The organism is Candidatus Cryptobacteroides sp. (assembly GCF_056207615.1).
Genome location: NZ_JBAEER010000108.1, coordinates 1 through 24026 on the forward strand (window position 1 = coordinate 1; position 24026 = coordinate 24026).

Consider the following 24026-nt stretch of genomic DNA (forward strand, 5'->3'; position numbering starts at 1 on the left):
ATAGCTGACGCCTGAAGGCTTGATGACTACAAGTCCTTTCTCACGGTCGATACCTGACACGTTGCCCCATGTGAAGATCACGAGGCCCTGCTTCACGAGGTCAAGATTGGCCTTGAAGACTTTTTCCTTGAGTTCTTCGAGCATGGCTTACCAGAGAATTACGTAAAGGATAGCGACGATCACGCAGATAGCGATAGAACCATAAGCATAGCCCTTAGAGGTGTTGAAGTAGTTGAGGTCAACTGGAACAGCCTTAGGGTCTGAAGACTTCTTGTTTGCGTTGTACCAGAGCCAAACAGCGTTGACGCCGATGAGTACGCCGAAGAAGATGAATGCCTGGAATCCGATATCGTTGAGATACTTGATCATGTTGTTCTCAGGAGTAGCTGAGCTAGGAAGGCAAGCACCCCAGATTACGACGATGAGAGCTACTACGAGGAAGAAGAGACCGGTGCAACCGAGGATCTTCGCCCACTTGTTCATGCTCTTGCGATCCTCCTCTGAAGGAAGTTCAGCCTCCTCGCACTTCTTGTCGATGAGCGAGATGATGATGAACATGGTGACGAGGATGATGAAGATGTAACCTGCGCGGAGCTGGAATGGAACGCCACCGAGGCAGAGCTTGAAGATGACTCCGAGAGGAATGGTTGCGATTGCAGTCCAAACGGCAGCCTTAGCAGATGCCTTCTTCCAGAGAAGACCGAGACCGAATACGATCACGATACCAGGATAGATGAATCCTGAGTACTCCTGGATGTACTGGAATGCCTGATCGAGACCACCGAGGAGAGGCTTCACAGCTACGAGAGCGATTACGAGAGCGGTGATAGAGGTGATACGGCCAACGTTTACGAGGTTCTTGTCACTTGCATTCTTGTTGATGTACTTCTTGTAGATGTCCATAGTGAAGAGTGTAGAGGTAGAGTTGAACATCGAAGCGAGTGACGAGATGATGGCTGCTGAAAGGGCAGCGAAGGTAAGACCCTTCACACCGGTAGGGGTGAAGTTTCTCACGAGCCAAGGATAAGCGTCATCTGCAACGTTGATTGAACCCTGAAGGCCTGCCATGATCTCTGGATGGATTGAGATGTAGTATGCGCAGACACCTGGGATACATACGATGAATGGGATGAGGATCTTGAGGAATCCAGCGAATACGAGACCCTTCTGAGCCTCCTCGATGCTCTTTGCAGCGAGACCCTTCTGGATGATGTACTGGTTGAAGCCCCAGTAACCGAGGTTGGTGATCCAAACGGCACCTACGACAGCTGCGATACCAGGGACGTTAGCGAATGCGCTCTCGCCGTGGCTCTGCTGAACTACGAGGTGGAGATGGCTGTCGGTGAGATGCTCACCGGTAGTGAGGTCGTGGAAGATGTTGCTGATACCTGCGAGTGCACCTGAGTCACCACCTACTGCCTTGAGGGCGAAGAATGCAGTGATGAGACCACCGCTGACGAGGAAGGTCACCTGGAGCACGTCGGTCCATGCAACTGATGCAAGACCACCGTAGATAGAGTATACACCGGCAATGACATAGAGAAGGAGGATGATGACCATCCTGACTGAGATGGTGAAGCTACCGATCTCGATCATCGCGCCCTGGAGGCCGAGGATCTGCTCGATTGCGAGTGCACCAAGCCATGCCACTGAAGTAAGGTTCACGAATACATAGAGGAAGAGCCAGAGGATAGAGAATGCAAGGCCCACACCGTCATTGTACCTCTCGCGGAGGAACTGAGGGATGGTGAAGATCTTCCTCTTGAGCATTACAGGAAGGAGGAACTTACCTACTACGATGAGGGTAACTGCAGCCATGAGCTCGTACGCAGCGGTAGCGATACCGTCAGCGTAGCTGGTTCCTGACATACCGATGAACTGCTCAGCAGAAATGTTGGCAGCGATGAGGGATGCACCTACAGCCCACCAGGTAAGGGTGTTACCTGCGAGGAAGTAGTCGTTAGCGCTCTTCTCTGCACCGTCCTTTGAACGGCCGAGAACGAGACCAAGCACGACGAGGAGGCAGAGGTAGAGGACCACGATGATGAGGTCGATCGTACGGAAGCCGGACGCCGTAATCATGTCGATGATGTTCATAATACTATTGTTTTAATGTTATTTGTTGTCAGTATGATTATTCAGCCTCATACTCCTCGAGGCCGAGGTCGTTGACTGAGAAAGCATAGATACAGTGGCTTGAGTAGTGCTCACCTGGACGGAGGAGTGCTGAAGGCCACTCTGGCTCGTTAGGAGTGTCAGGATACTTCTGGCTCTCGAAGCAGATACCGGTGCGCATCTGGTAAACTACGCCATGCTTACCGGTAAGGGTACCGTCGAGGAAGTTACCTGAGTAAACCTGCATACCGAGCTCGTTGGTGTATACGGTAAGCTCGATGCCTGAGGTAGGGCAGATGAGACCGATTACAGGAACGGTGTCGTCACCCTCGTTGTCGAGAACCCAGTTGTGGTCGTAACCGTTACCGTTCTTGAGCTGCTCGTAGTCGAAGTTGTCGATCTCGAGGCCTACAGGCTTGTACTCGCTGAAGTCCATTGGAGTACCCTCTACAGGGATGATCTCACCAGTGGTCATGTAGGTGGAGTCAACCGGAGTGAAGGTGCTTGAGTTGATCCAGAGATAGTCGCCGCATACGGTGTGCTTTGCAGGGTCACCGCTGAGGTTGAAGTAAGAGTGGTTGGTCATGTTGATGACAGTGGTCTTGTCAGTCTCAGCCTCATAGAGGCAGTCGATTGCGTTGTCCTCGGTGAGGGTGTAGGTAACCCATGCGGTAACGGTACCAGGGAAACCATTGTCGCCGTCAGGAGAAACGAGCTGGAACTTGACATGGGTATCGTCAGCCTCGATGGCATCGTATACCTGATACTGCCAACCGGTAGGACCTCCGTGGAGGCAATGACCGAAGTTGTTCTGAGGGAGCTGATACTCGACGCCGTCGACGGTGATCTTACCGTCCTTGATACGGTTTGCGTAACGACCTACGGTTGCGCCGAAGTCTGATGAGTTGTTCTCAGGGAAGAAGTCCTGGATCTTGTCGAAGCTGAGGACTACATCCTGGAGCTCACCGTTCTTGTCCGGTACCATTACAGAAACGATACGGCCACCGAAGTTGGTGAGACATACCTCCATACCATTGGCGTTGGTAAGGGTGTAGAGAGCTGTTGCCTTGCCGTTGTACTGAGCCTCGAAATCTGCAGGATTGAGGCCTGACTTGGTAAGGACATCGCCGCCTGAGCAGGCAATGGCTGCTACTGCGGCAGCTGCTAATGCAGCAAGTCTGGTAATACTTTTCATAATAATTATAAGTTGTTTGTTACTTTACTTCCCATTCGTAGATACCGCAGCTGAAGCCCTCTGGCTGATCGATCTCGATCTTGACTGCGGTGGTGGCAACAGGCTTGAAGAGCACCTGGCAAGCCTTGTCCTTGTCGGTAGGGTAGCCTGATGGCTCCTCGACAGGAACCCACTCGCCCTTGTCGTTGCTGTAGTAGATTCTCCACGCCTGAGGAACCTTGCAACCGCCCCAAGGCTGGTCGTCGAACCAGTATGTGGTGCTGCTGCTGACGGTGGTCTTCTCTGGGAACCTGTAGATGATGTTCTCAGTGCCGCCGGCTGCTGGCCAGTAGTGGAAATATGGAATGCTTACGTTGTCTGGGGTAGGAACGAGCCTGTCGTTGATCGCTGAGATCGATGAAGGAGTGCGTGAACCTTCGATCTTGCTCTTCGATGCGAGAGTCTCAGGCATGGTTGGGTTGGCTGCGCGGAGGTCCTGAGGAATCCATACGGTCATCTCGCCGCTGCCTCTCTGGCACCATGCATAGTAAGGGATGAGGGTGAGCTTCACGTCCTTGACATTCATGCGACCAGCCTTGTCGAAGCCGATCTCCTGAGCGTCGGTGACGATCTGGTTGAGTCCATAGAGGAGGTCTGGACGGCTCACCACCTTCATCTGAGGGTTCTGGTTGAGGATGACTGAGCGAACTGAGAAGTTGCTGTTGTCTGGCCACTCAGCGCAGTATACGACTGGACCGCACTCGATAGCGACGCGACCATGGTCAGCCTTGACCTCATGGTGTGCCCTGACGGTACGAGGCTCCATGTCGAAGTGGAGGGCGATCTTGTCGCCAGCCTTCCAGTTGCGCTTGATGGTGAGGTATCCGTCCTCGGTGAGCTCGCCGTTTGCGTCAGCACCGTTGATCTTGCAGCTGTAGCCGAGGCGCTTGCCGTCGGTATAGTTATAGAGGTCGCTAGGAACGACGTCGCCCTTGACCCAACCTGGGATACGGAGCTTCATGGTGAAGTTGTCTGCCTGGGTAGCGTCAATGCTGATCTCGATGTCGCCATTCCAAGGGTAGTTGGTCTTCTGGCTCACGGTGATGTCCTTGCCGCCGACCTTCTGCTCCATGGTGTTGGATACGAAGAGGTTCACGTAGAGGGCGTCATCCTTCACTGCGTAGATGTAACCAGGGAATGAAGGGATGAAACGGCAGATGTTTGAAGGACAGCATGCGCAGCCGAACCACGCCTTGCGTGCGTGCTGGCCGATGCTCTCGAGTGGGTTAGGATAGAAGAATCCGTCACCGTCGAGGCTCACGCCGCTGATGAGACCGTTATAGAGTGAGCGCTCGAGTACGTCATAGTACTTGCTCTCTCCGTGGAGAAGGAACATCCTGTAGTTTACGTATACGTTACCGATGGCTGCGCAGGTCTCGCAATATGCGCTCATGTTAGGGAGCTCATAGTTTGCGCCGAATGCCTCGCCGTTGTTGGTTGCACCGATACCGCCGGTGATGTAGAGCTTCTTGCCTACGATGTTCTCCCAGATGCGGTCGATGGCCTCGATATACTTTGCGTCGCCGGTGAGAGCGGCAACGTCAGCGATACCTGAATACATATAAGCTGCGCGCACAGCATGGCCGACTGCCTCATCCTGCTCGAGGATAGGGAGGTGAGCCTGGCTGTACTCGTCCACGCGGGTGGTGTAGCCACGCCTGTCGAGGAAGTACTTTGCCTGGTCGAGGTACTTGCGCTCACCGGTTACGGTGTAGAGCTTTGCGAGTGCCATCTCTGCGATCTGGTGACCAGGAACGCGGTCTACCTGGCCCTTTCCGAGACCAACTTCGCGGCATACGCAGTCTGCATACTTGATGGCGATGTCGAGGAAAGTCCTCTTACCGGTAGCCTGGTAGTGTGCGATCGCACCCTCCACCATGTGGCCGAGGTTGTAGAACTCATGGCTGAGGTCCTCCACGGTCTCCCAGCGCTTTGTGCCGGCCCACTCGTGTGGATGCTCAGGGTTCATGGTACGTGCGGTGTAGAGATATCCGTCAGGCTCCTGGGCTGCTGCTACGAGCACGAGAACGCTGTCGATGTATGCCTCGAGCTTTGGATCAGGATAGGTCTGAAGGATGTAGCTGGCACCTTCGATGGTCTTGTACACGTCGGTGTCGTCGAAAGAGTAGCCGCCTACCTCGAAGCCGAGGTTGTGGTCAGCGTGCATCTGCTCCGCTGCGTGTACGAAGTTGTCGTAGCGGCCCTCGCTCTCGCACTTGCTGAAAGCGAGAGGAATGGTGACCTCACGGCTTGCCTTGAGTCTCTGTCCCCAGAATGTGTCAGGGTTGACTTTGACGCTTGTGAAAGGTACAGGCGTGATAGGATAGTTGCCTGTCTCTGCCTGCTCGGCAGGGGTTGAAGTACATGCTACTGCTGCGAAGAACGCAGCTGCTATTGCTAATGACTTGTTCATTTATGGGTTGTTATTTATGATAGTTAGTTATTTATTCTTTCTGAGCTTGATGAGGAATCCGCCGCCCTGAGCCATTCGTACGTCGACCTTGCCGAGCTTCTGTGCTCCGGACTTAGCGATGACGTGGCTGCATGCGTCGATGTCTGCATCCTCTCCGTCGAGATAGCATTCCATCTCATATTCGCCGTCTCCGAGGACGCTGAGGTCGATGCTGAGCTCACGTGCATCCCAGTTGGTGGTTCCTGCGACGTACCAGTCGTTACCGGCCTTGCGGGCCATCACGACGTACTCGCCGATCTTACCGTCGAGGCAGAGAGTCTTATCGTAGTTCCTTGGGAGAGAGCTGATGAAATCTGTGGTAGCCTGGTCGGCCATGTAGCGGCTAGGAGTGTCGCAGAGCATGCTGAAAGGAGAGTCGAGGGTGAGGTAGAGAGCCACCTGCTGTGCCCTTGTGCCCTGGACGAGCGGATTGCTGTACACGTCCTTGAACTGGTCCCTTCGTACGTTCTGAAGTCCGCCAGGGGTGTAGTCTGCGTAGCCTTCCATCATCCTGAGGAAAGGATAGGCTGCATTGAGTGCAGGCATGTCCATCTCGCTGGTTATCCACTTCATGTTCTCCTCGCCGTGGATGCTCTCGTAGTTCACGACGTTAGGATATGTGCGGCATATACCGGTAGGAGGGAAAATTCCGTGATAGTCGAGCATGAGATGGTACTTCGCAGCGCATTCCGCTATTCTCCATATCATCTCGACCGCGGTCTGGTCATTCCTGTCGAGGAAGTCCACCTTGAAGCCGGCAACTCCCATCTCCGAATACTTCTTGCATGCGTCCTCAAGCTTCTCGTCGAGACAGTTGAATACGGTCCAGAGCCATATCTTCACGTTCCTCTGTGCCGCATAGTCGACGAGAGCCTTGACGTCGATCTCATCTATCGAGGTCAGGATATCACCCTTCGACGGAGTGCTCCAGCCCTCGTCGAGCACCATGTACTCGAGACCGTTTGCCGAAGCGAAGTCGATGTAATACCTGTAGGTGTCCATGTTGATGCCCGGCTTGAAAGGCACTCCGGTGAGGCCCCAGTCATTCCACCACTCCCACGCGGCGAAACCTGGCTTGATCCACGATGTGTCCGGGATCCTAGATGGCTCAGCAAGAGCGTAGACCATGTTGTTGACAGGCATGTCTGTCTCCTTCTCGCTGATTGCGAGCACCCTCCATGGGAAGTTCATCTTTTCTCCGACCTTCGCGATGAAGTCCTCATGCTCGGTGACGAAGAGCTGCTGCCTTGACTGATATTTGTCGAAAGCAGCAGGGTAGCCTGCGAACTCAGCCTTCACGCTGGTTCCGCTGACCCTTGCGAACATTCCCGGGTAAGCCCTGAGGTCGGACTCGAGTATGGTGAGGCGGCTGCCTCCTCCGATACCGACCGAAACCGGCATGAATGCAGGGAGAGTGCTGCCGTCAGAGAGCATCTGATGGTCGTAGACGCCCTCGAAAGCCATTGCGTAAGGCTTCCTTGGGTTGGAAGAGTAATTGATCCAGCAGTCGCCGTCCTTGGTGAAGTTGAAGTCTGCGACCTCGTTGCTGACTATGGTCTCTACTCCGTCCTTGCCACCGATGAACCTGTATGCTGCGCCCTCGTTGCAGACGTACCATACCATGCTCCACTCCTCGTCGAACTTGAGCGTGAGGGTGTTGTAGTCCATCTCGAACTCTGCCTGGCGGTAGAAAGGAGCGACGATGTGCTCGTGGACAGGGGTCTTGGTGAGCTTGGTCGAGACGATCTTGCTTCCTGTGCCGTAGCAACGGCCGTCAGCGAGCTGCATCTGCGCGATGCTGCCTTCGAGAACTGCGTTCCCGTCATAGTATACTGAGTATCCGTCCTCGCCGATCTTGACGCTTATCCTGCCGTCGGGAGAACACACTGTGTCCTGGACCTTCGCACAAGAGCAAAGAGCCAGGACAGCTGCGATGATTGATATTGCTTTCTTCATCTTACTTGACTTTCCATTCGATGATACCTCCGGATTCTCCGTCCTGGAGTTTGGCAACTATGTTGAGGCCGGTGGTGCTGACAGGAGTGAAGCGGACCACATTGTAGCAGTCTTCCTTGACTCCGTACTCGTCGAGAGCCTCGACTTCCTTCCACCTGCCGTCAGGGAGCTGGTAGTAGAGTTTCCACCACTCAGGAACCCTGTAGTTTCCGTCGTAGTGGTCGAATGCCAACCAGTATACCTCGACTTCCGATACGGTTTCCTTCTGTGCGAACTTGTATGCCAGATTCACTTCCGAGCCTCTCTTCTGCCACCAGTAGTGGTATGGCTTGCTGATGTCGTGCGAGCTCTTAGGCTCCCACTGGTCATTCACACCCCATGCGTCGCCCATGCCGGCAGCTGACTCCGGTGCGTCGTTCTGGATGGCTGCGACGCTCGAAGTGTATGCGGTTGCCTGCGATGCGATGGTAGGAAGCGGCTTAGGATGGGTGAGGCCTGCCGAAACAGGCATCCAGACGGCCATCTCGTTGCTTCCGCGGTTGCACCAGGTGCTGTATGGTATGGCTGTGATGGTGACCTTCTGCTCGTTTCCGTCGAGGTCTACCTTCATGGCCTCCGCAGAGAGTTCCACGATTCCGCAGAGCTTCTCAGGCTTGTACTCGGCCTTGAATGCGGTCTCTGCAGGGATGTATTTGTCGAATACCTGACCATTCTCCTGGTCTACGCCCTCGAGGCAATATACTACCGGTCCGCGCATGATTGCAAGCTTGCCGCGGTCGTCCTCGACCTTGTCGCATGCCTGAACCTTGCGTACGTCCATGTTGAATTCGACTGAGATCTCGTCGCCGGACTTCCAGTCGCGGTCGATGACCACGTATCCGTCCACGAGCTTGCCGCTGAGGTCCTTGCCGCCGTTCACGCTGACTTTGACGCCGCCGTTGTTGTCAACGAAGCTGTAGAGTCCTGTATCTACCGGAGCGCCCTTTGCCCAGCCAGGGACACGTACCTTGACTGCGAACTGGCCCTCGTTCTCGGGATCGACCTTGATCTTGACGCTGCCGTTCCATGGATACTGGGTGCTCTGGGAGATGTGGAGCACGCCGTTCTCCGTGTTGATGTCGCTGTGGCTGTCGATGAAGAGGTTCACGTAGATGTCGTTTCCTCTTACTGCATACATGTAGTTAGGGACCGAAGCTACGAAGCGGGTGATGTTGCCTGGGCAGCATGCGCAGCCGAACCACTCCTCGCGGGCATGTTCTCCCATGCTCTCGAGCGGGTTGTCGTAGAAGAACTTGTCTCCGTCGAGTGATACGCCGGACATCACACCGTTGTAGAGAGCCATCTCGAGCACGTCGATGTACTTGCTGTCTCCGGTGTAGAGGAACATCCTGTGGTTCCAGTATACGTTTGCGATGGATGCGCAGGTCTCGCAATAGTCCTGACTGTTGTGGAGCTCGTACTCGGGACCGAAGCCCTCGCCCTGAGCGCGGCTGCCGATACCACCGGTGATGTAGAGCTTCTTTCCTGCCATGTTGTCCCAGATCCTGCTGAGAGCCTCGAAATATGCCTTGTCATGTGTGAGGGCCGCAACGTCGGCTACGCCAGAGTAGAGATAGCCTGCACGTACGGCATGTCCAACGATCTCCTCCTGCTGGATGATAGGCATGTGATCCTGGCTGTACATGCTTGGAGCATGGCCGTCGGTGCACCTTCCGGTCTCATCGCAGAAATACTTCGCCTGGCGGAGATACTTCTCGTCGCCGGTTACCTTGTAGAGCTTTGCGAGTCCCATCTCGACGATAGGATGTCCGCCTGGGCGGTGGATCTTGCCGTCCTCGTCGCCGAAGGTCTCGCATACGAGATCGGCGTTCTTGAGGGCGACGTCGAGCAGACTGCGCTTGCCGGTTGCCTTGTAGTGAGCCACTGCAGCCTCATAGAGGTGTCCGCAGTTGTAGAGCTCATGGCTGTTGATCTTCTCCCATCTGTGGGTACCCCACCAGCCTGAGAGTCGCTCGCACTTGTTGGTGACGCAGGTGCAGAGGTAGCCGTCAGGCTCCTGGGCTGCTGCGATGATGGCGATGTAGTCGTCGATCCTCTTGTCGAGCTCGGGATCATAGTGGGCAGCGAGAGAATATGCTGCACCTTCGATGACCTTGTATGGGTCGGTGTCGTCAAATGAGAAGTCGCCCCTGTGCTCTCCTTCCATCAGACCTCCGGCAATCGCGAAGTTGTCGAAACGTCCGTTGATGTCGCACTGGTAAAGGGCTGCAGGAATGGTTACTGTTCTGTTGGTCTCGATTCGAGGAGCCCAGAATCCGTCCGTGATTTCGGTCGCGGTGAATGGGACCTCGAGAATGTCCGTCACGGGAATCTCGCTGCTCTGAGAGCATGAGACCAGCGCCGCGGCGGTCATCGAGAGGGTGAGTAAGCTGCTTGATATCTTCATGTGTGGTCTTGTTGAGTTTTTTTGATACACAAAGATACGCATAACGCGCGTAGAGGAGGTGGAATTCCGTACACTTTTTTCGTAAAATAGTCCAGCTTGCAGGCGTGTTTAGGGACGAAAATGAAAAAATAGTATATTTGCTAGACAAACTAGCCACATCCATGTACTCTTTTGCAAAAAAATGCGCCTTGTCGATAATTTGTGCCATTCTGGTGCCTTTTATGGCATTTGCGGGCAATGCTCCGGACTTCTACTTCCGAAATCTTTCAGTCAAGGACGGACTTCCGTCGAATATGGTCACGGCGATATGCCAGGATCAGGCAGGCCTCATATGGTTCGCGACAGGCTCGGGATTGGCATGCCATGACGGTGTTTCGGTAAGTGTCCAGAAGTTCGATCTGGATGGTCATGTAGAATCGAATATATCCGTGAATTCCGTCGTCGTGGATGACGATGGTACCATGTGGGCGGCAACTGACAGGGGCGTTTTCTATATGAACAAAGGCGGCAGCATGTTCCTCAAGTTCACTGGAGTTGCTCAGGATGGAGTGGACTGCGACACGATGTTCTCAATAGTGGAAAAAGACATGGTCGGAAACGTATGGATGGCGACCAGCGCAAACGGAATCTTCAGGTACGACATCTTCTCCAGGAAGGTCACCCACTACGAGCTCGGTTCCCCCGACGCCGGAGTGGATGCGATGATGGTGGATTCCAACAACAACGTGATGGTCTCAGCGACACGTGCGTACGGCGTCTTGTATATGTACAATTCTGCCACCGACTCTTTCTACGAGTCGTCGTACAGCAGCGTCGGTACCGATGCTCCGCGAGTGCTGGCGATGGGTGAGACTTCGGCGGGAGTGATTTACCTCGGAACTTGGAGCGGGGGCGTGCTCAGATATGACAGGGCGCGGAGGACAGCTACTCAGATGGGTTCGGCAGACGGCCTTTCGCACATCCACTCGGTGATGGAATATGCCCCCGGAGAACTCCTCGTGGGCTCTGATGACGGACTCATGTGGATGGATGTCGTGACCGGGGACAGGAGGCTCTTCGTCAACGACCAGTCAGACCTTTCCTCACTCTCGAACAGGTTCGTGTATCCGGTGGCTCTCGACCATGAAGGTGGACTCTGGATAGGTACATACTTCGGCGGCGTCAACTACGTCTCTCCGCACAGCAGCAGCTTCGAACGAATGTCCATGTCCAGACTCGTGGGCAGCAGCGAGGGTTTTCTCGTAAGTACGTTCTGTGAGGACAAGGACGGAAATCTATGGATAGGCTCCGATAATGGCGGAGTAGTTTGCTACTCTCCCTTCACGGGCAAGATACTGAAGTCATACACGCCTCTTTCTGACAAGGCAGGGCTTTCGTCCTACAACATACATGCGCTCCTGGCAGAGGAGGACTGTCTCTGGATCGGAGGATATGGCAGCGGTTTGGATCGTCTCGACCTGAAGACAGGCAAGGTCAAGAGCTATACCCAGTCCGGAGTCTACTCCGTCAAGAGACTGTCGGACGGAACCTTGATCGTGGGAACCATGTCCGAGATTCGCAGGTATGACGAAGCCGAAGACAGATTCGTCACCATCGAGGAGGCAGGCGAGATCGTCTTGGACATAAAGCAGTCGGTGGATGGCAAGGTTTGGGCAGCGAGCTCGGGAAAGGGCCTGTTCTGCATGGATCCGAAGAACGGGGAATGGACGAACCTTACCGCCGAGGACGGATTGGCGAGCGACTGGGTGAACTGTGTGTATCCGGACACGGAATCGAAGCTGTGGATCGGTACTCGAAATGGACTCTGCCGCTATGATCCGGCCAGAGGAAAATTTGAAGAAATCTCCCTTGGAGTGGACTGCGATGCGCTTTTCGTAACCGGTGACGGCTCTCATATCTGGGTGACTACCGTGAACGGACTCCTGAGCTACGACCTTTCGGACGGTTCGGTTAACCACTATGGAACCACAGAGGGAATCACCAATGAACAGTTCATGGTGAACTCCGGTCTGATGGCTTCCGACGGCCGCATTTTCGTCGGCACGACGACCGGATTCCACAGTTTCTATCCGCACAATATCTATCTGAACAAATATGTGCCTCCGGTTATCGTCAGATCCTTCACGGTCAACGGCGAGAACAGATCCATCGACGGCAAGACAAGGCTGCCGCACACGGCCAAGGACATCCTTATCTCTTACGCTGCGCTTAGCTATTGCTCGCCGGAGGAGAATAAGTACGCATATAAGCTCGAAGGCTATGACAAGGAGTGGCATGAGGCCGGTAACAGGACCAATGCTCTATACACGAAACTTCCGGGCGGAAAGTATCGTTTCGTGGTGAGAGCCAGCAACAATGACGGCCTGTGGAACGAGGAAGGTGCATCCTTCTCTTTCTCGGTGAAGCCTCATCCGCTTGCCTCACCGCTTGCCCTTGTCCTGTATGTCCTTATGGGCATGGCGGCATCTGCCGGCATCTTCCTCTACAACAAGCGCAAGTTCCAGAAGCATTACAGCGAGCGCTTCCATGAGGCCATCAAGACCCGTGATGAGCAGGATATGGCTGCGAAGATCCAGTTCGTGACCATGATTGCACACGAGGTCAGGACGCCTCTTTCACTGATCACGGCGCCGCTGGAGAACATCCTGAGCCGAAGAGAAGAGCTTACGGCGAGGACGGCAGAGGACTTGGACGTGATCGACAAGAACAGCCGTCGTCTGCTCAAGCTGATTAACCAGCTGCTGGACTTCAGCCGGGTGACTGCTTCCGGGGGAATGGCCCTGGACTATGCTCCAAGCAATGTCGTGGACCTCGTGAAGTCGGTATGCGAGAGGTTCATGCCTTCGATAGAAAAATCAGGGGTGGACTTCAACTTCTACTGTCAGCCGGAATCCCTCGAAGCATGGCTCGATCCGGAAGCCTTCACCAAGGTGGTCAGCAACCTGCTTTCCAACGCCATCAAGTACACCAAGGACTCGGTGTCGCTCTCGCTTTCAGTGGATGACGGAGGGGAGACCTTCTCCGTGCTCATATCGGATAACGGCCGCGGAATGTCGGCACTCGAGAAGAAGAAACTCTTCACTCCGTTCTATCGTGTCGACGAGAGCAAACCGGGTACCGGAATAGGCCTCGTCATAGTAAAGCAGATAGTAGAGGCCCACTCGGGCACCGTGATCGTAAGCTCGACCGAAGGTGCGGGCTCGGAGTTCCTGGTGACCCTTCCGGTACGCAAGGACATGCTCGAATCTTTGCTTGCGAAAGCTCCTGATGCTCAGATGTATGAGACTGTGACCGAGGAGTCTTCGGTCTCCGGGGATGCTATCTCCAACAAAGAGCCTCACATACTCATAGTCGAGGATGACGAGGACATGAGACGCTTCCTCGTGGCTGAGTTCTCGGGCGAGTACAAGGTGGTCAGCGCAGCGAACGGTGACGTCGCGAAGGAGATACTCAAGGAGAAGAACATCTCCCTCATCCTGAGCGACTGGATGATGCCTGGCACAGACGGAGCACAGCTCTGCAGCTTCGTGCGCGAAGACCGCAATCTCTGTCATATCCCGTTCATCCTCCTCACTGCCAAGGCAGACGACAGCTCGGTGCTCGAGAGTCTGGGAGTTGGTGCCGATGCCCATGTGAAGAAACCTTTCTCTCCGGAGCATCTCCATGCCCTGGTCGCACACCTTCTGAAGATGCGAGGCATGCTCGTGCGCAAATACTCATCATCCGCACCGCTTCCTAAGGAACTGGAACAGGCCGTGGCGGTTACGGAGAAGGATCTGATGACAAGGGTCAACGAGATTGTGGCTGCGAATATCTCCAATACAGAACTCTCGGTCGAGATGCTCTGCAGCGAGCTCTGCATGTCCCGTTCTGCACTCTTCAGCAAGGTCAAGGCCGCGTCGGGAACCACTCCTAACAACATTATCATGGAGGCGCGTCTCAAGTCTTCGGCAGCTCTCCTGACGGCAGGCAAATACTCGATTGCGGAGATCAGCTACATGGTGGGATTCAATTCTCCTTCCTACTTCAGCAAGTGCTTCCAGCGCCAATTCGGCATGACTCCTCACGATTGGTTGGAAAGCAATAGGAAAAATTGCTAGATTTGCATAAAACCACAGCCAATTTGCGTCCAGCATGAAAAGACTCATGATGATGATCGCAGGCATTACCGTGTGTCTGCTTTCGTCTTGTTCCAAAGATTTGGTCTCTCCGAACGGAAAGATCAGCGTCGCCGTATCCGAGAACGGCTTGCAGATCAGCTATGAAGGCGTATCTGCGCAGGAAATATCGATCAGCGATCTTGGCGCCCTGAAGGGTGCCGGAAACAAGAGTAGATATGCGGAATCCTACACCATGGTAGGTGGAAAGCAGCTCCGGTGCTCAAACAGGGGAGTCGGCCGTACCTACGAATTCGCGAACGCGGACCTCGAGGTACGTGTCTACGATGACGGAGTGACATATCGCTTCATCTGCGACGGCGGCGATCCCGTTGCCTCATACATCATCCCTGACGGCAGGAACCGCTGGATGGCGAGCATGAAGACTGACTATGAGCGTCCTTTCCCGAAAAAGGATGAATCAGCTCCAGGAAAGGTGGCATATCCGGCGCTCGTAGAGTGCGCTGACGGCGTGTTCGAACTCATCACCGAGGCCGGACTCGAGAGAGGCCACTGCGCATCCCACCTTGTGTGCAAGGAAGGTGAGCCGGGCGTCTACAGCGTCGAGCCGATGGATGAGAACGCAGACTACAGGACATCTCCTTGGAGGGTCGTCATCCTCGGTAGCCTCGCCGACATCGTGGAATCGACCCTCGTCACCGACGTCTCGCCTGAGTGCGCGATAGGCGACGCTTCATGGGTGAAGCCAGGTACCTCGGCATGGATCTACTGGGCAAATAACCATGGTTCCAAGGATTACCAGAAAGTTATAGAGTACATAGATCTCGCTGCCCAGATGCATTGGCCATACAATCTCATCGACTGGGAGTGGGACGAGATGGATAACGGCGGAAGGATGGAGGATGCACTCGCGTATGCCAAGGAAAAGGGCGTCAAGATCACGCTCTGGTACAATTCGGGCACCTCATGGATAGGCCCTGGCGCTCCGGGCCCTATCGACCGCCTCCTTACCCACGAGTCGCGCGAGAAGGAGATGAGCATGCTCGAGAGCCTCGGCGTCGCAGGCATGAAGGTGGACTTCTTCGCTGACGACAAGGTCGATATGGTCAACTATTACATCGACATACTCGAGGATGCCGCTGCGCATCATCTCACCGTCGATTTCCATGGCTGCACTATCCCGAGAGGATGGCAGAGGACATATCCGAACATGGTCTCGATGGAGGCCGTATACGGTGCTGAGTGGTACAACAACATCCCGTTCTTCGGCAGGCAGGCCGCATCGCACAACGCGACCCTTCCATTCACCAGGAACGTCGTCGGACCTATGGACTACACCCCTGGAACCTTCTCCGACAGCCAGCATCCACATTTCACGACCTATGCGCATGAGCTCGCCCTTCCTGTGCTCTTCGAATCCACGATCCAGCACATGCCGGACAGCCCTGAATCGTACGCAAGCCTCCCGGAGGACGTAAGGACCTTCCTCACCGGACTTCCGACTGCATGGGACGAGACCAGGCTGCTCGCGGGCTATCCGGGCGAATATGTGGTGATCGCACGTAGGAGCGGCAAGGACTGGTACATTGCCGGAATCAATGGTACCGAAGAGAAGCTCGCAGTGGAGTTCGACCCTTCGGAATATGGAATCAAGGGCGCTTGCCAGCTCGTGGTCGACGGCGATTCTGACAGGGATCTCGTCAGCACGGAGGTGAACGCTCCGGTGACCAGGGTGATTTGCCGTCCTCGCGGCGGATTTGTCATGAAGACTCTTTAGACATGAAGATAATTGATGCACACAGCCATCTCTGGCTGAAACAGGACACGGTGGTCGACGGCTCCCATATCTACCCGATGGGCCGCGGACGCGCCATGTTCTTCGGTGAGGAGCGCCAGATGCTCCCACCTTTCATGGTGGACGGCGTGAACAGTGCCGAGATATTTCTCGCGAACATGGACTATGCCCAGGTGGGTGGTGCCGTGGTCGTGCAGGAGGTCATAGACGGCAACCAGGACGCCTACCTTCTCGACGTGCAGAAGCGCTTTCCGAACCGTTTCGTGGTCTGTGCTCTCAAGGACCTCGACAACGACGCACTGACCATTCCTGAAGGCTTCCGAGCCGTCGCGATTCCTGGTCATAGGGCACACCGCAGCCTCCTTGACCCTGAGGTGGTCGCCTTCTTCAAGGAGATGGAGAAGAGGGGACTGATACTGTCCATGTGCCTTGCAGACGATGCGTCGCAGATTGCCCAGATGCGCGAGCTGATCCAGGAATGCCCGGATCTGAAGGTCGCGATCGGCCATTTCGGAATGGTGACGGGAGAGCATTGGATGGAGCAGATCAAGCTTGCATCAGCGAAGAACGTATATGTCGAGGCCGGTGGTATAACCTGGCTCTACAACAGCGAGTTCTATCCATATCCTTCGGCTGTGGCTTCCATCAGGCAGGCAGCTGACGAGGTCGGAATTGACAAGCTCATGTGGGGCAGCGACTATCCCCGCACCATCTGCGCCATCACCTACAGGATGTCCTACGACTTCATCCTCAAGTCGGAAGTCCTTTCTCAGGCCGAAAAAGAGGCCTTTCTGGGTGGAAATGCCGAAAAATTCTATGGATTCTCCAATCTTCCGGAGCTTCCTTACATAAAGAATATGTCAGAATAACATGAAAGCAATACAGATCGTAAAACCGGGCGAAGTGACCATCGTGGATGTCGCTAAGCCCGTTCCGGCCGCAGGAGAGGTGCTCGTAAGGATGCACTATGTCGGATTCTGCGGATCGGATCTCAATACCTTCAGGGGCGGAAACGCCATGGTCACCTTCCCTCGCATCCCCGGTCATGAGATTGGTGCCGTGATCGAGGAGATCGGTGCCGACGTGCCTGCCGGCTTCAAGGTCGGTCAGGTCGTGACCCTGAATCCGTACACCAACTGCGGACACTGCGCATCCTGCAAGAGAGGTCGCGTGAATGCATGTGAGAACAACGAGACGCTCGGCGTGCAGCGCGACGGCGCGATGAAGGAGTATGTGTGCGTGCCTTGGCAGAAGGTCATCGCCTGCGGTGACGTGAGCGTGAGGGATGCTGCTCTCATCGAGCCTATGAGCGTTGGTTTCCATGCAGTCAGCCGCGGCCGCGTGAGCGATACCGACGTGGTCATGGTGATCGGTTGCGGAATGGTCGGTCTCGGAGCCGTCGTACGCAGCGTGCTTCGCGGAGCTACCGTGATCGCTGCAGACCTCGACGACGAGAAGCTCGCACTTGCACGCTCCCTCGGTGCCGCGTACACCTACAACACCGCTACCGAGTGGGGAGATATTCCTGAACCAGACGTCGTGATCGAGGCTGTGGGCTCCGTGCCTACCTATCAGCTTGCCATCAACAGGGTGGCTTTCACCGGCAGGGTAGTGTGCATAGGCTACGCAAAGTCCGACGTATCCCTTCCTACCGGTCTCTTCGTGAAGAAGGAACTTGACATCATGGGCTCGCGAAATGCGGATCCTGCCGACTTTGAGGCAGTGATCAGGTACATGCATGCCGGTGTGGATGTAGAGCGCTTTATCAGCGCCGTGATCGAGCCTGAGCAGTCGCAGAAGGCATTGGAAGATTGGAGCGCAGCTCCTGGTAAGGTTTTCAGAATACTTGTAAAATGGAATACAGAGAATTAGGAAAGACAGGCCTTCGCCTGTCAGCACTCAGTTTCGGTGCATCAAGCCTCGGCGGCGTCTTCCACTCACTTTCTGAGTCGGAGGGCATCAAAGCCGTCCATACAGCCGTAGACAACGGCATCAACTTCATCGACGTCTCTCCTTACTATGGCCATCTCAAGGCGGAAATGGTGCTTGGAAAGGCTCTCCGCGAGATCGAGAGGGACAGGTACATCCTTTCCACCAAGGTCGGCCGCTACGGCAAGGATGGTGTCAATACCTGGGACTATTCTGCGAAGAGGGCGCACGACAGCGTCTTCGAAAGCATGGACCGTCTCGGCGTCGACTACATCGACCTCATCAATGTCCATGACATCGAGTTCGCTGACCTCAATCAGGTGGCAAACGAGACACTTCCTGCACTCGTCGAGCTCCGTGAGAAGGGTGTTGTCGGCCATGTGGGCATCACCGACCTCCAGCTCGAGAACCTCAAGTGGGTGGTGGAGCATACTCCGGAAGGCACTGTGGAGAGCGTCCTCAACTTCTGCCACTACTGCCTCTGCGACGACAAGATTCTCGACTTCCTCGATTTCTTCGAGTCCAAGGGAATAGGCATCATCAACGCCAGCCCTCTTTCCATGGGACTTCTCTCGAAGAGAGGCGCTCCAGACTGGCATCCTGCTCCTGCAGCTCTCCGTGAGGCCTGTGCCAAGGCTGCCGCATTCTGCGAGGAGGCCGGCTATCCTATCGAGCGCCTTGCGATGCAGTACTCCGTTGGCGAGCCTCGCATCGCTTCGACCCTTTTCTCTACCACCAAGCCGGAGAACGTCCTGAAGAACCTCGACTTCATCAGCGGTACACCTGATCCGGAGATACTTGCAAAGGTCCGCGAGATCATCGGCGACCAGTTCCGCGTCTCATGGGCTAACTCATAGTCCTGGACCGCACATCGTTATTGTTTAATAATGCGCTGATTCATAGCGCTTTATCATACGGACGGCTCCCCCCCCCCGAAAAGGGGAGCCGTCCGTATGATATGTAGCTGAATGTCAGGTAGTTACGATTAGTCGATGTTCTTCTTCGAAATGGTCCAGTCCGGACGAGCCTCGATGCCGGCTGGAGAGCCCTTGAACATGGCTGCACCCTTGGCGTCGCCCTTGAGCTGCCAGTCGAGCCATGCGGTAGCTGCGATTGAGAACTCGCCGCCGTGCTCCTGTGCATAGGTGCCGCCGTGACCTACAGGATAGTTGACTGCGACAGCAGGGACATGGTCGATCCTGCTGAAGTCATCCATTCCGTTGAGGTAAGCGATGTCGGACTCGCCGCCGAGGAGGTACATGATAGGAACCTGGATCTCCTGGAGCCTTGACTTGTCTGGCATAGGCATGCCAGGAACCGCGCCTGCAGGATCTGAGAAAAGACCGCTGTTGCAGATCATGAGGCACTTCACGCGTGGATCAGTGGCATTGTCGAGGGTCTGGAGACCGCCGCAAGACATTCCTGCGAGTGCGATGTTGTCGGTGTCGAGCTTGCCGTAGTATGGGCTGTTCTTGTCCTCGTTTGCGAGGAATGCCCAGTCGATGCCCTCGATCTGCTGAGCAGAAGTGGACATGGGACCGACGTATCTGCTGTCATCAGCAGGGAAGTAGCCTGTAGCTATCACGATGTAGCCGTGTGAAGCGACCTCGCTGAGGAACTTGACATGCTCCCAAGGCGAGTTTGAGCATGCACCATTGCCCCATACGAGCACAGGGAGAGGATTCTTCTTTCCGAACTTGCTGAGGTCTTCTGGGCGGAAGATGGTGTGGGCCTCGAGAGAAGGCTCCTCGACCATTATGGCCTTTGCCGGACCGGTACCTCCGTCTTCAATGGTTCTCTTCTGGGTGGCAGTCTCTGCTGCCGGGCTTGAACATGCAGTGAGAGCGATTAATGCTGCTGCTGCGACTAAGCTGAAACGTTTCATGGGCAATTTGTCTTGAATATCCTGCAAGTTACTGATTTTGCACAAAAAAGCCACCGCGAAGGTGGCTTTTTTCTACATTATCAATTTTACGTTGTCAATCCAGAGAGTATTTCCGACACCGCCGTAGAAGGCCTCGCCGTAGCTCGCGATGAACTTGATTATCATGGTGTTCGGTGTCTCGTCAGGAGCAGCCCAGCCCTCCTCGATGATCTTCACGTTCTTGCCCTTGCTGTTTACTCCCCAGAGATCCTGCGGGGTGCCGTGTAGTATCTTCATGTAGTCCTTGTAGAAAGGCTCCTTAGTGATATCTCCGTAGTGAACCTCGAGCTTGTGACCGTTCTGCCACTGGTCCACGTTCTTGGTGATGCGTTCGATGCCGGTTCCGACGCGCAGGGCATGGATGTTACCGTCTGCGTCCTCCCATCTCTTCTGGAGTATGATGCAGCACTCAGGATAGTCAGGGTAGCCCATCTTCTTCATCTTTCCGAATCCGGTGCCCTTGATGACCTCACAGCCTACCTTTGCCTTGTAGTCGAACTGCAGAGCCTTGGGACGGCCCGTGAAAGGAACTCCGTAATGAGGCTTGGACATAGGGTCCTTGGTGTCCTTTATCGGCTCTGGGAGGCTTCCCACGAGCATCACACCCTGGCATACTACCTCCATGTTGATCATGCCGGCAACCTTGATCTCCTCCGTGTGGACCTCGATCCTGCAGCAATAGCCGTCACCCCTCTTCTCTGGGTAGTCGGTGACGCTGCACTTCTCGACGCCTGCGACGTTTGCATATACGTTGTTGGTCCTCCAGATATAGTCTGCCGGGCTCTTGAAGGCCTTCGCCTTCTTGTTTTCATATCGTATGGTGTCGGTTGGGTTTCCGAAGAATTCGTAGAGGTACTTGGTCTTGCCTCCAATGAGGCCCGACTCCTTCACTTCGCGTACTGTCCAGTGGTCAAAGGTGCCGAACTGGTTGATTCTCCTGACCGTTTCCTCGTTGGACTGTGCCGATGCAATCGACGAAATGCAGAGGAATGCTCCAAGAGTCATTGCGAAAAATATGCTTCGTCTCATTATAAATTGGTATATTTGTTGGTTAAGGACACGCAAATATAGGAAAAATTTATGCCAAAGAGATATTTGACCGTTATAGCGACTATCCTTCTCGCTGCATCCATGGCTTCTGCAAAGCCAGCCCTGCCGGGGCTTCGAATACTCTATCAACCAGATGGAACGAGTTTCATGGCTGAACTTCGCGGAGACGAGTTCGGACATATTCTTCTTTCCTCTCAGGGACATGCCCTGGTGCAGGGTAACGACGGATTCTACGACTATGCCCATTTCGACGAGAACGGAGCAATGCTTGACAGCGGTGTACATTTCGCCAGCGTGAATGCACCGTCCGACGTCGTGCGCGCCAGCTTCGCTATCCCATACGACAAGCTCGCTGCGAACGCTTCCCGAAGGAGACATGCGGTGTCGGCAGAGGAAATCAATATCATCCGAAGGCTCAATTCCATGCGTGGAAACGTCGCCACCAAAAGTGCTGGCGACGGCAAGAAGCACGGAGTCGTGATACTCGTGAACTACCAGGACGTGGAATTCCGCTACTCAAATACCGAATTCCAGGACCTTCTGATGAAAAAGGGGTATTCAGTGAACGGAGCCCATGGCTCAGCCAAGGAATATTTCGACGCACAGTTTCATGGACGGTATGACTTCGACTTCGACGTGTTCGGCCCTGTGACCATCTCGAAGGAAAGGGCATATTACGGCGGAAACGATTCCGATGGCCAGGACAAGGCCCCGGCCGAGATGATCGTGGAAGCTTGCCGTAAGGCCGATGCAGAGGTGGATTTCTCTCTCTATGACGACGACGGAGACGGAGAGGTGGACAATGTGTTCGTCTTCTATGCCGGCGGCGACGAGGCCGAGCATGCAGGTGAGGACTGTATATGGGCACATGCCTGGTATATAAGGGACGGAGCAGGCATCGCTCTGAATCTCGACGGCAAGGTCATCAATCGCTATGCGTGTGCTTCCGAGCTCCTTACCGAGAACTCGGGAAAGACCTTCTCCCTTACGACCATCGGCACCTTCTGCCATGAATATAGCCACACCCTCGGTCTGAGAGACCTTTATGATACGGACTACGACAAGAGCGGAGGTGTTTCTAGCGCAGTGTGGAGGACGACCTCGCTGATGGACCATGGAAACTACAACGACTGGGGAAAGTGTCCTCCTTACTATAATGCTATCGAAAGGGAGCAGCTCGGGATAGGAGAATGTCTTACCCTTTCTTCCGGCAGGGTGGAGCTTCCTGCGGTCCACCGCTCGAACCAGTACTACAGGATAGACTCGGACGTCGACGGTGAGTATTACCTCATCGAGAGCCGTACCAATGAGGACTGGGACAGCTATGTCGGCGGCAAGGGCCTGCTCGTGTACCATGTGGACAGATCGAATAACAGGGCGGGACGGTCGGATACCTACGGATTCGAGATGACCGCTCAGGACAGGTGGTGGTACAACGAGGTCAATGCCAACCCTTCGCACATGTGCACTGACCTGATCGAGGCTGACCCGAGCGCTATCAGTCCGGACAGATCTCCTGTCAGCAAGGTGTTCTTCCCTTCCGGCTCATACGATAGCCTCGAGAAGGACGGCAGGACTCCGATCGTGTTCTGGAGCGGCAATACAGCCGACATCAACATAAGCAAGATCTCATACTCCAACGGCGTGTCTGTGTTCTTCGTTTCCAACTCAGGAGACGTAGAGGAGCCGGCAAAGGTCGAGGAGATCCTGTCGCAGGACATATTCCAGGATGCGGCGGTCATCCGTTTCATATCCGACAAGCCTGCCGAGGCAGCCACGGTTCAGTGGAATCAGAGCGGCCGGGAGCCGGCCATCATAAAGGTGGAACCTTACGCTCAGGGCTGCTATGCAATCGTTCTTGAGGACCTCAGCCCGTCGACCTCATATACAGCCATGGTGTGGTTCGAGACCCAGTCTGGCATCGGCGAACCGTCCACGGTGAAGTTCATGACGGCATCCCGTTCGGACAAGAGCTATCCGTTCATCTATCTCAAGAATGTGGAAAGAAATGGGGACGGCAGCTTCAAGAAAGGCTGCGAGATTCCTCTCAGGGTATATAATCCGGGCAAGGATGCAGACGGAGTGCTATGGTACTACAACGACTATCCTATAAAGATAGCAAGGGACGGATACTGGAGACCGGAGTCCAGCGGAGTGCTCAGCGCGGAGATCATCTCCAAGTCCGGAAAGAGGAACAAGGTGTATAAGAGAATCAACATAGGAAAGTGATGAGAAGGCTATCTATAATATTGATTGCGGCTATTGCGACTCTCTCTGCCGCATCCTGTACTGAGAAGGCCCTTTTGGAAGAGTTTACCAACGAGAAATCCGATATTGGCCTCACGATAAAGGGACAGGACATCTTTACCTATGATGAGAACCGCTGTCAGATTGGCTATGACGAGGGACTCAGACAGTTCCGCGTCAGTGACGATATGATGACGGACTACTATATCCTCACCGTGGATAATATCCCGGAGATCGGATATGAGACCCAGGCGAGCCTGATCTACACTACCGATGACGATGTCATCTCGCAGAAAGGACTTGTATTCAAGCTTGTCAAGATGGGACGTGACGGAACGATGTGGTTCTGGAACAAGAAAAATGCGATAGGCGCGGTAGTGCGCAGGCTATAGAAAAAATCAAGGGGCCTTCCGCAATCACTGCGTACTTGGCCCCTAAAACGTGTACTAAAACCTAAACCTTGCTCTATAGATGCAAGAAAAAACCGGAATGTTGCATGAACATCCCGGTTTTTTTGATAATTTCTTTAAGGAATTATTTGCCAGCCTCAACTGAAGCCTTGCGATAATCCTTCATAAGTTTCATGATGTTGAGAGCAGCCTTGCGTGCACGTGCACCAGCAGCCTTGTTGCCCTTCTCAACCTGTGCATCAGCGTTCTTTGCGAAAACGTCGATTTCAGCCTTGATCTGATCTACGAGCTCTTTCATTTCAGATTGTAATTTTATAGTTAAACAAATAAGATCCGTTAATTGACTGCAA

Annotated in this window: 16 protein-coding genes; 7 read left to right on the top strand and 9 right to left on the bottom strand. The window is 54.5% G+C overall.

What is annotated here, in order from left to right; translation table 11 throughout:
• The 6 genes from AC06ND_RS06535 to AC06ND_RS06560 form a co-directional block, all read right to left on the bottom strand.
• Positions 1-144, bottom strand: a 144-nt coding sequence (locus AC06ND_RS06535) for a class II aldolase/adducin family protein (protein WP_475678216.1), incomplete at its 3' end; no start/stop codon positions are given.
• Positions 145-147: 3 nt separating this feature from the next.
• Positions 148-2100, bottom strand: coding sequence for a sodium/sugar symporter (locus AC06ND_RS06540; RefSeq protein ID WP_475678217.1), 1953 nt, complete (start codon positions 2098-2100; stop codon positions 148-150).
• Between the two features lie 34 nt (positions 2101-2134).
• Positions 2135-3310: an aldose epimerase family protein gene (locus tag AC06ND_RS06545; protein ID WP_475678190.1), complete on the bottom strand. Its 1176-nt coding sequence runs from the start codon at positions 3308-3310 to the stop codon at positions 2135-2137.
• A 19-nt stretch (positions 3311-3329) separates the two neighbouring features.
• Entirely contained in the window at positions 3330-5762 is a 2433-nt protein-coding gene (locus AC06ND_RS06550; protein ID WP_475678191.1) for a glycoside hydrolase family 127 protein, read from the bottom strand.
• Positions 5763-5789: 27 nt separating this feature from the next.
• A complete protein-coding gene (locus tag AC06ND_RS06555) occupies positions 5790-7757 on the bottom strand; it encodes a glycoside hydrolase family 97 protein (RefSeq protein WP_475678192.1) in 1968 nt (655 codons plus the stop codon).
• Between the two features lies 1 nt (position 7758).
• Complete coding sequence (locus AC06ND_RS06560; RefSeq protein ID WP_475678193.1) at positions 7759-10203, bottom strand: glycoside hydrolase family 127 protein; 2445 nt, start codon at positions 10201-10203, stop codon at positions 7759-7761.
• Positions 10204-10424: 221 nt separating this feature from the next.
• Here AC06ND_RS06560 and AC06ND_RS06565 point away from each other — a divergent pair, with 221 nt between their 5' ends.
• From AC06ND_RS06565 to AC06ND_RS06585, 5 genes are read left to right on the top strand one after another with little or no spacing between them, the layout of a single operon-like run.
• Complete coding sequence (locus tag AC06ND_RS06565; RefSeq protein WP_475678194.1) at positions 10425-14303, top strand: hybrid sensor histidine kinase/response regulator transcription factor; 3879 nt, start codon at positions 10425-10427, stop codon at positions 14301-14303.
• Between the two features lie 34 nt (positions 14304-14337).
• A complete protein-coding gene (locus AC06ND_RS06570) occupies positions 14338-16098 on the top strand; it encodes a glycoside hydrolase family 97 protein (RefSeq protein WP_475678195.1) in 1761 nt (586 codons plus the stop codon).
• Between the two features lie 2 nt (positions 16099-16100).
• On the top strand, positions 16101-16985 hold the full coding sequence (locus AC06ND_RS06575; protein WP_475678196.1) for an amidohydrolase family protein: 885 nt from the start codon (positions 16101-16103) through the stop codon (positions 16983-16985).
• 1 nt (position 16986) lies between these two features.
• Complete coding sequence (locus AC06ND_RS06580; protein ID WP_475678197.1) at positions 16987-17988, top strand: zinc-binding alcohol dehydrogenase family protein; 1002 nt, start codon at positions 16987-16989, stop codon at positions 17986-17988.
• The gene (locus tag AC06ND_RS06585) at positions 17970-18902 is read left to right on the top strand and encodes an aldo/keto reductase (RefSeq protein WP_475678198.1); all 933 of its coding nucleotides are present in this window, start codon (positions 17970-17972) and stop codon (positions 18900-18902) included. Before AC06ND_RS06580 ends, AC06ND_RS06585 begins: the two co-directional genes overlap by 19 nt.
• A gap of 128 nt (positions 18903-19030) precedes the next feature.
• On the opposite strand, the gene AC06ND_RS06590 is transcribed toward AC06ND_RS06585, so the two are convergent.
• Positions 19031-19930, bottom strand: a complete 900-nt coding sequence (locus tag AC06ND_RS06590; protein WP_475678199.1) for a poly(ethylene terephthalate) hydrolase family protein — start codon at positions 19928-19930, stop codon at positions 19031-19033.
• Between the two features lie 72 nt (positions 19931-20002).
• Complete coding sequence (locus tag AC06ND_RS06595; protein WP_475678200.1) at positions 20003-20974, bottom strand: PCMD domain-containing protein; 972 nt, start codon at positions 20972-20974, stop codon at positions 20003-20005.
• 75 nt (positions 20975-21049) lie between these two features.
• On the opposite strand from AC06ND_RS06595, the gene AC06ND_RS06600 reads away from it, so the two are divergent.
• The gene (locus tag AC06ND_RS06600; protein WP_475678201.1) at positions 21050-23248 is read left to right on the top strand and encodes a M6 family metalloprotease domain-containing protein; all 2199 of its coding nucleotides are present in this window, start codon (positions 21050-21052) and stop codon (positions 23246-23248) included.
• A complete protein-coding gene (locus AC06ND_RS06605) occupies positions 23248-23658 on the top strand; it encodes a hypothetical protein (RefSeq protein ID WP_475678202.1) in 411 nt (136 codons plus the stop codon). The genes AC06ND_RS06600 and AC06ND_RS06605 overlap by 1 nt, the downstream gene beginning before the upstream one ends.
• Positions 23659-23800: 142 nt before the next feature.
• Here AC06ND_RS06605 and AC06ND_RS06610 read toward each other — a convergent pair whose 3' ends face one another.
• Positions 23801-23974 (bottom strand): histone H1, encoded by a 174-nt coding sequence (locus AC06ND_RS06610; RefSeq protein WP_475678203.1) that lies wholly within the window; start codon positions 23972-23974, stop codon positions 23801-23803.
• Between the last annotated feature and the right edge of the window lie 52 nt (positions 23975-24026).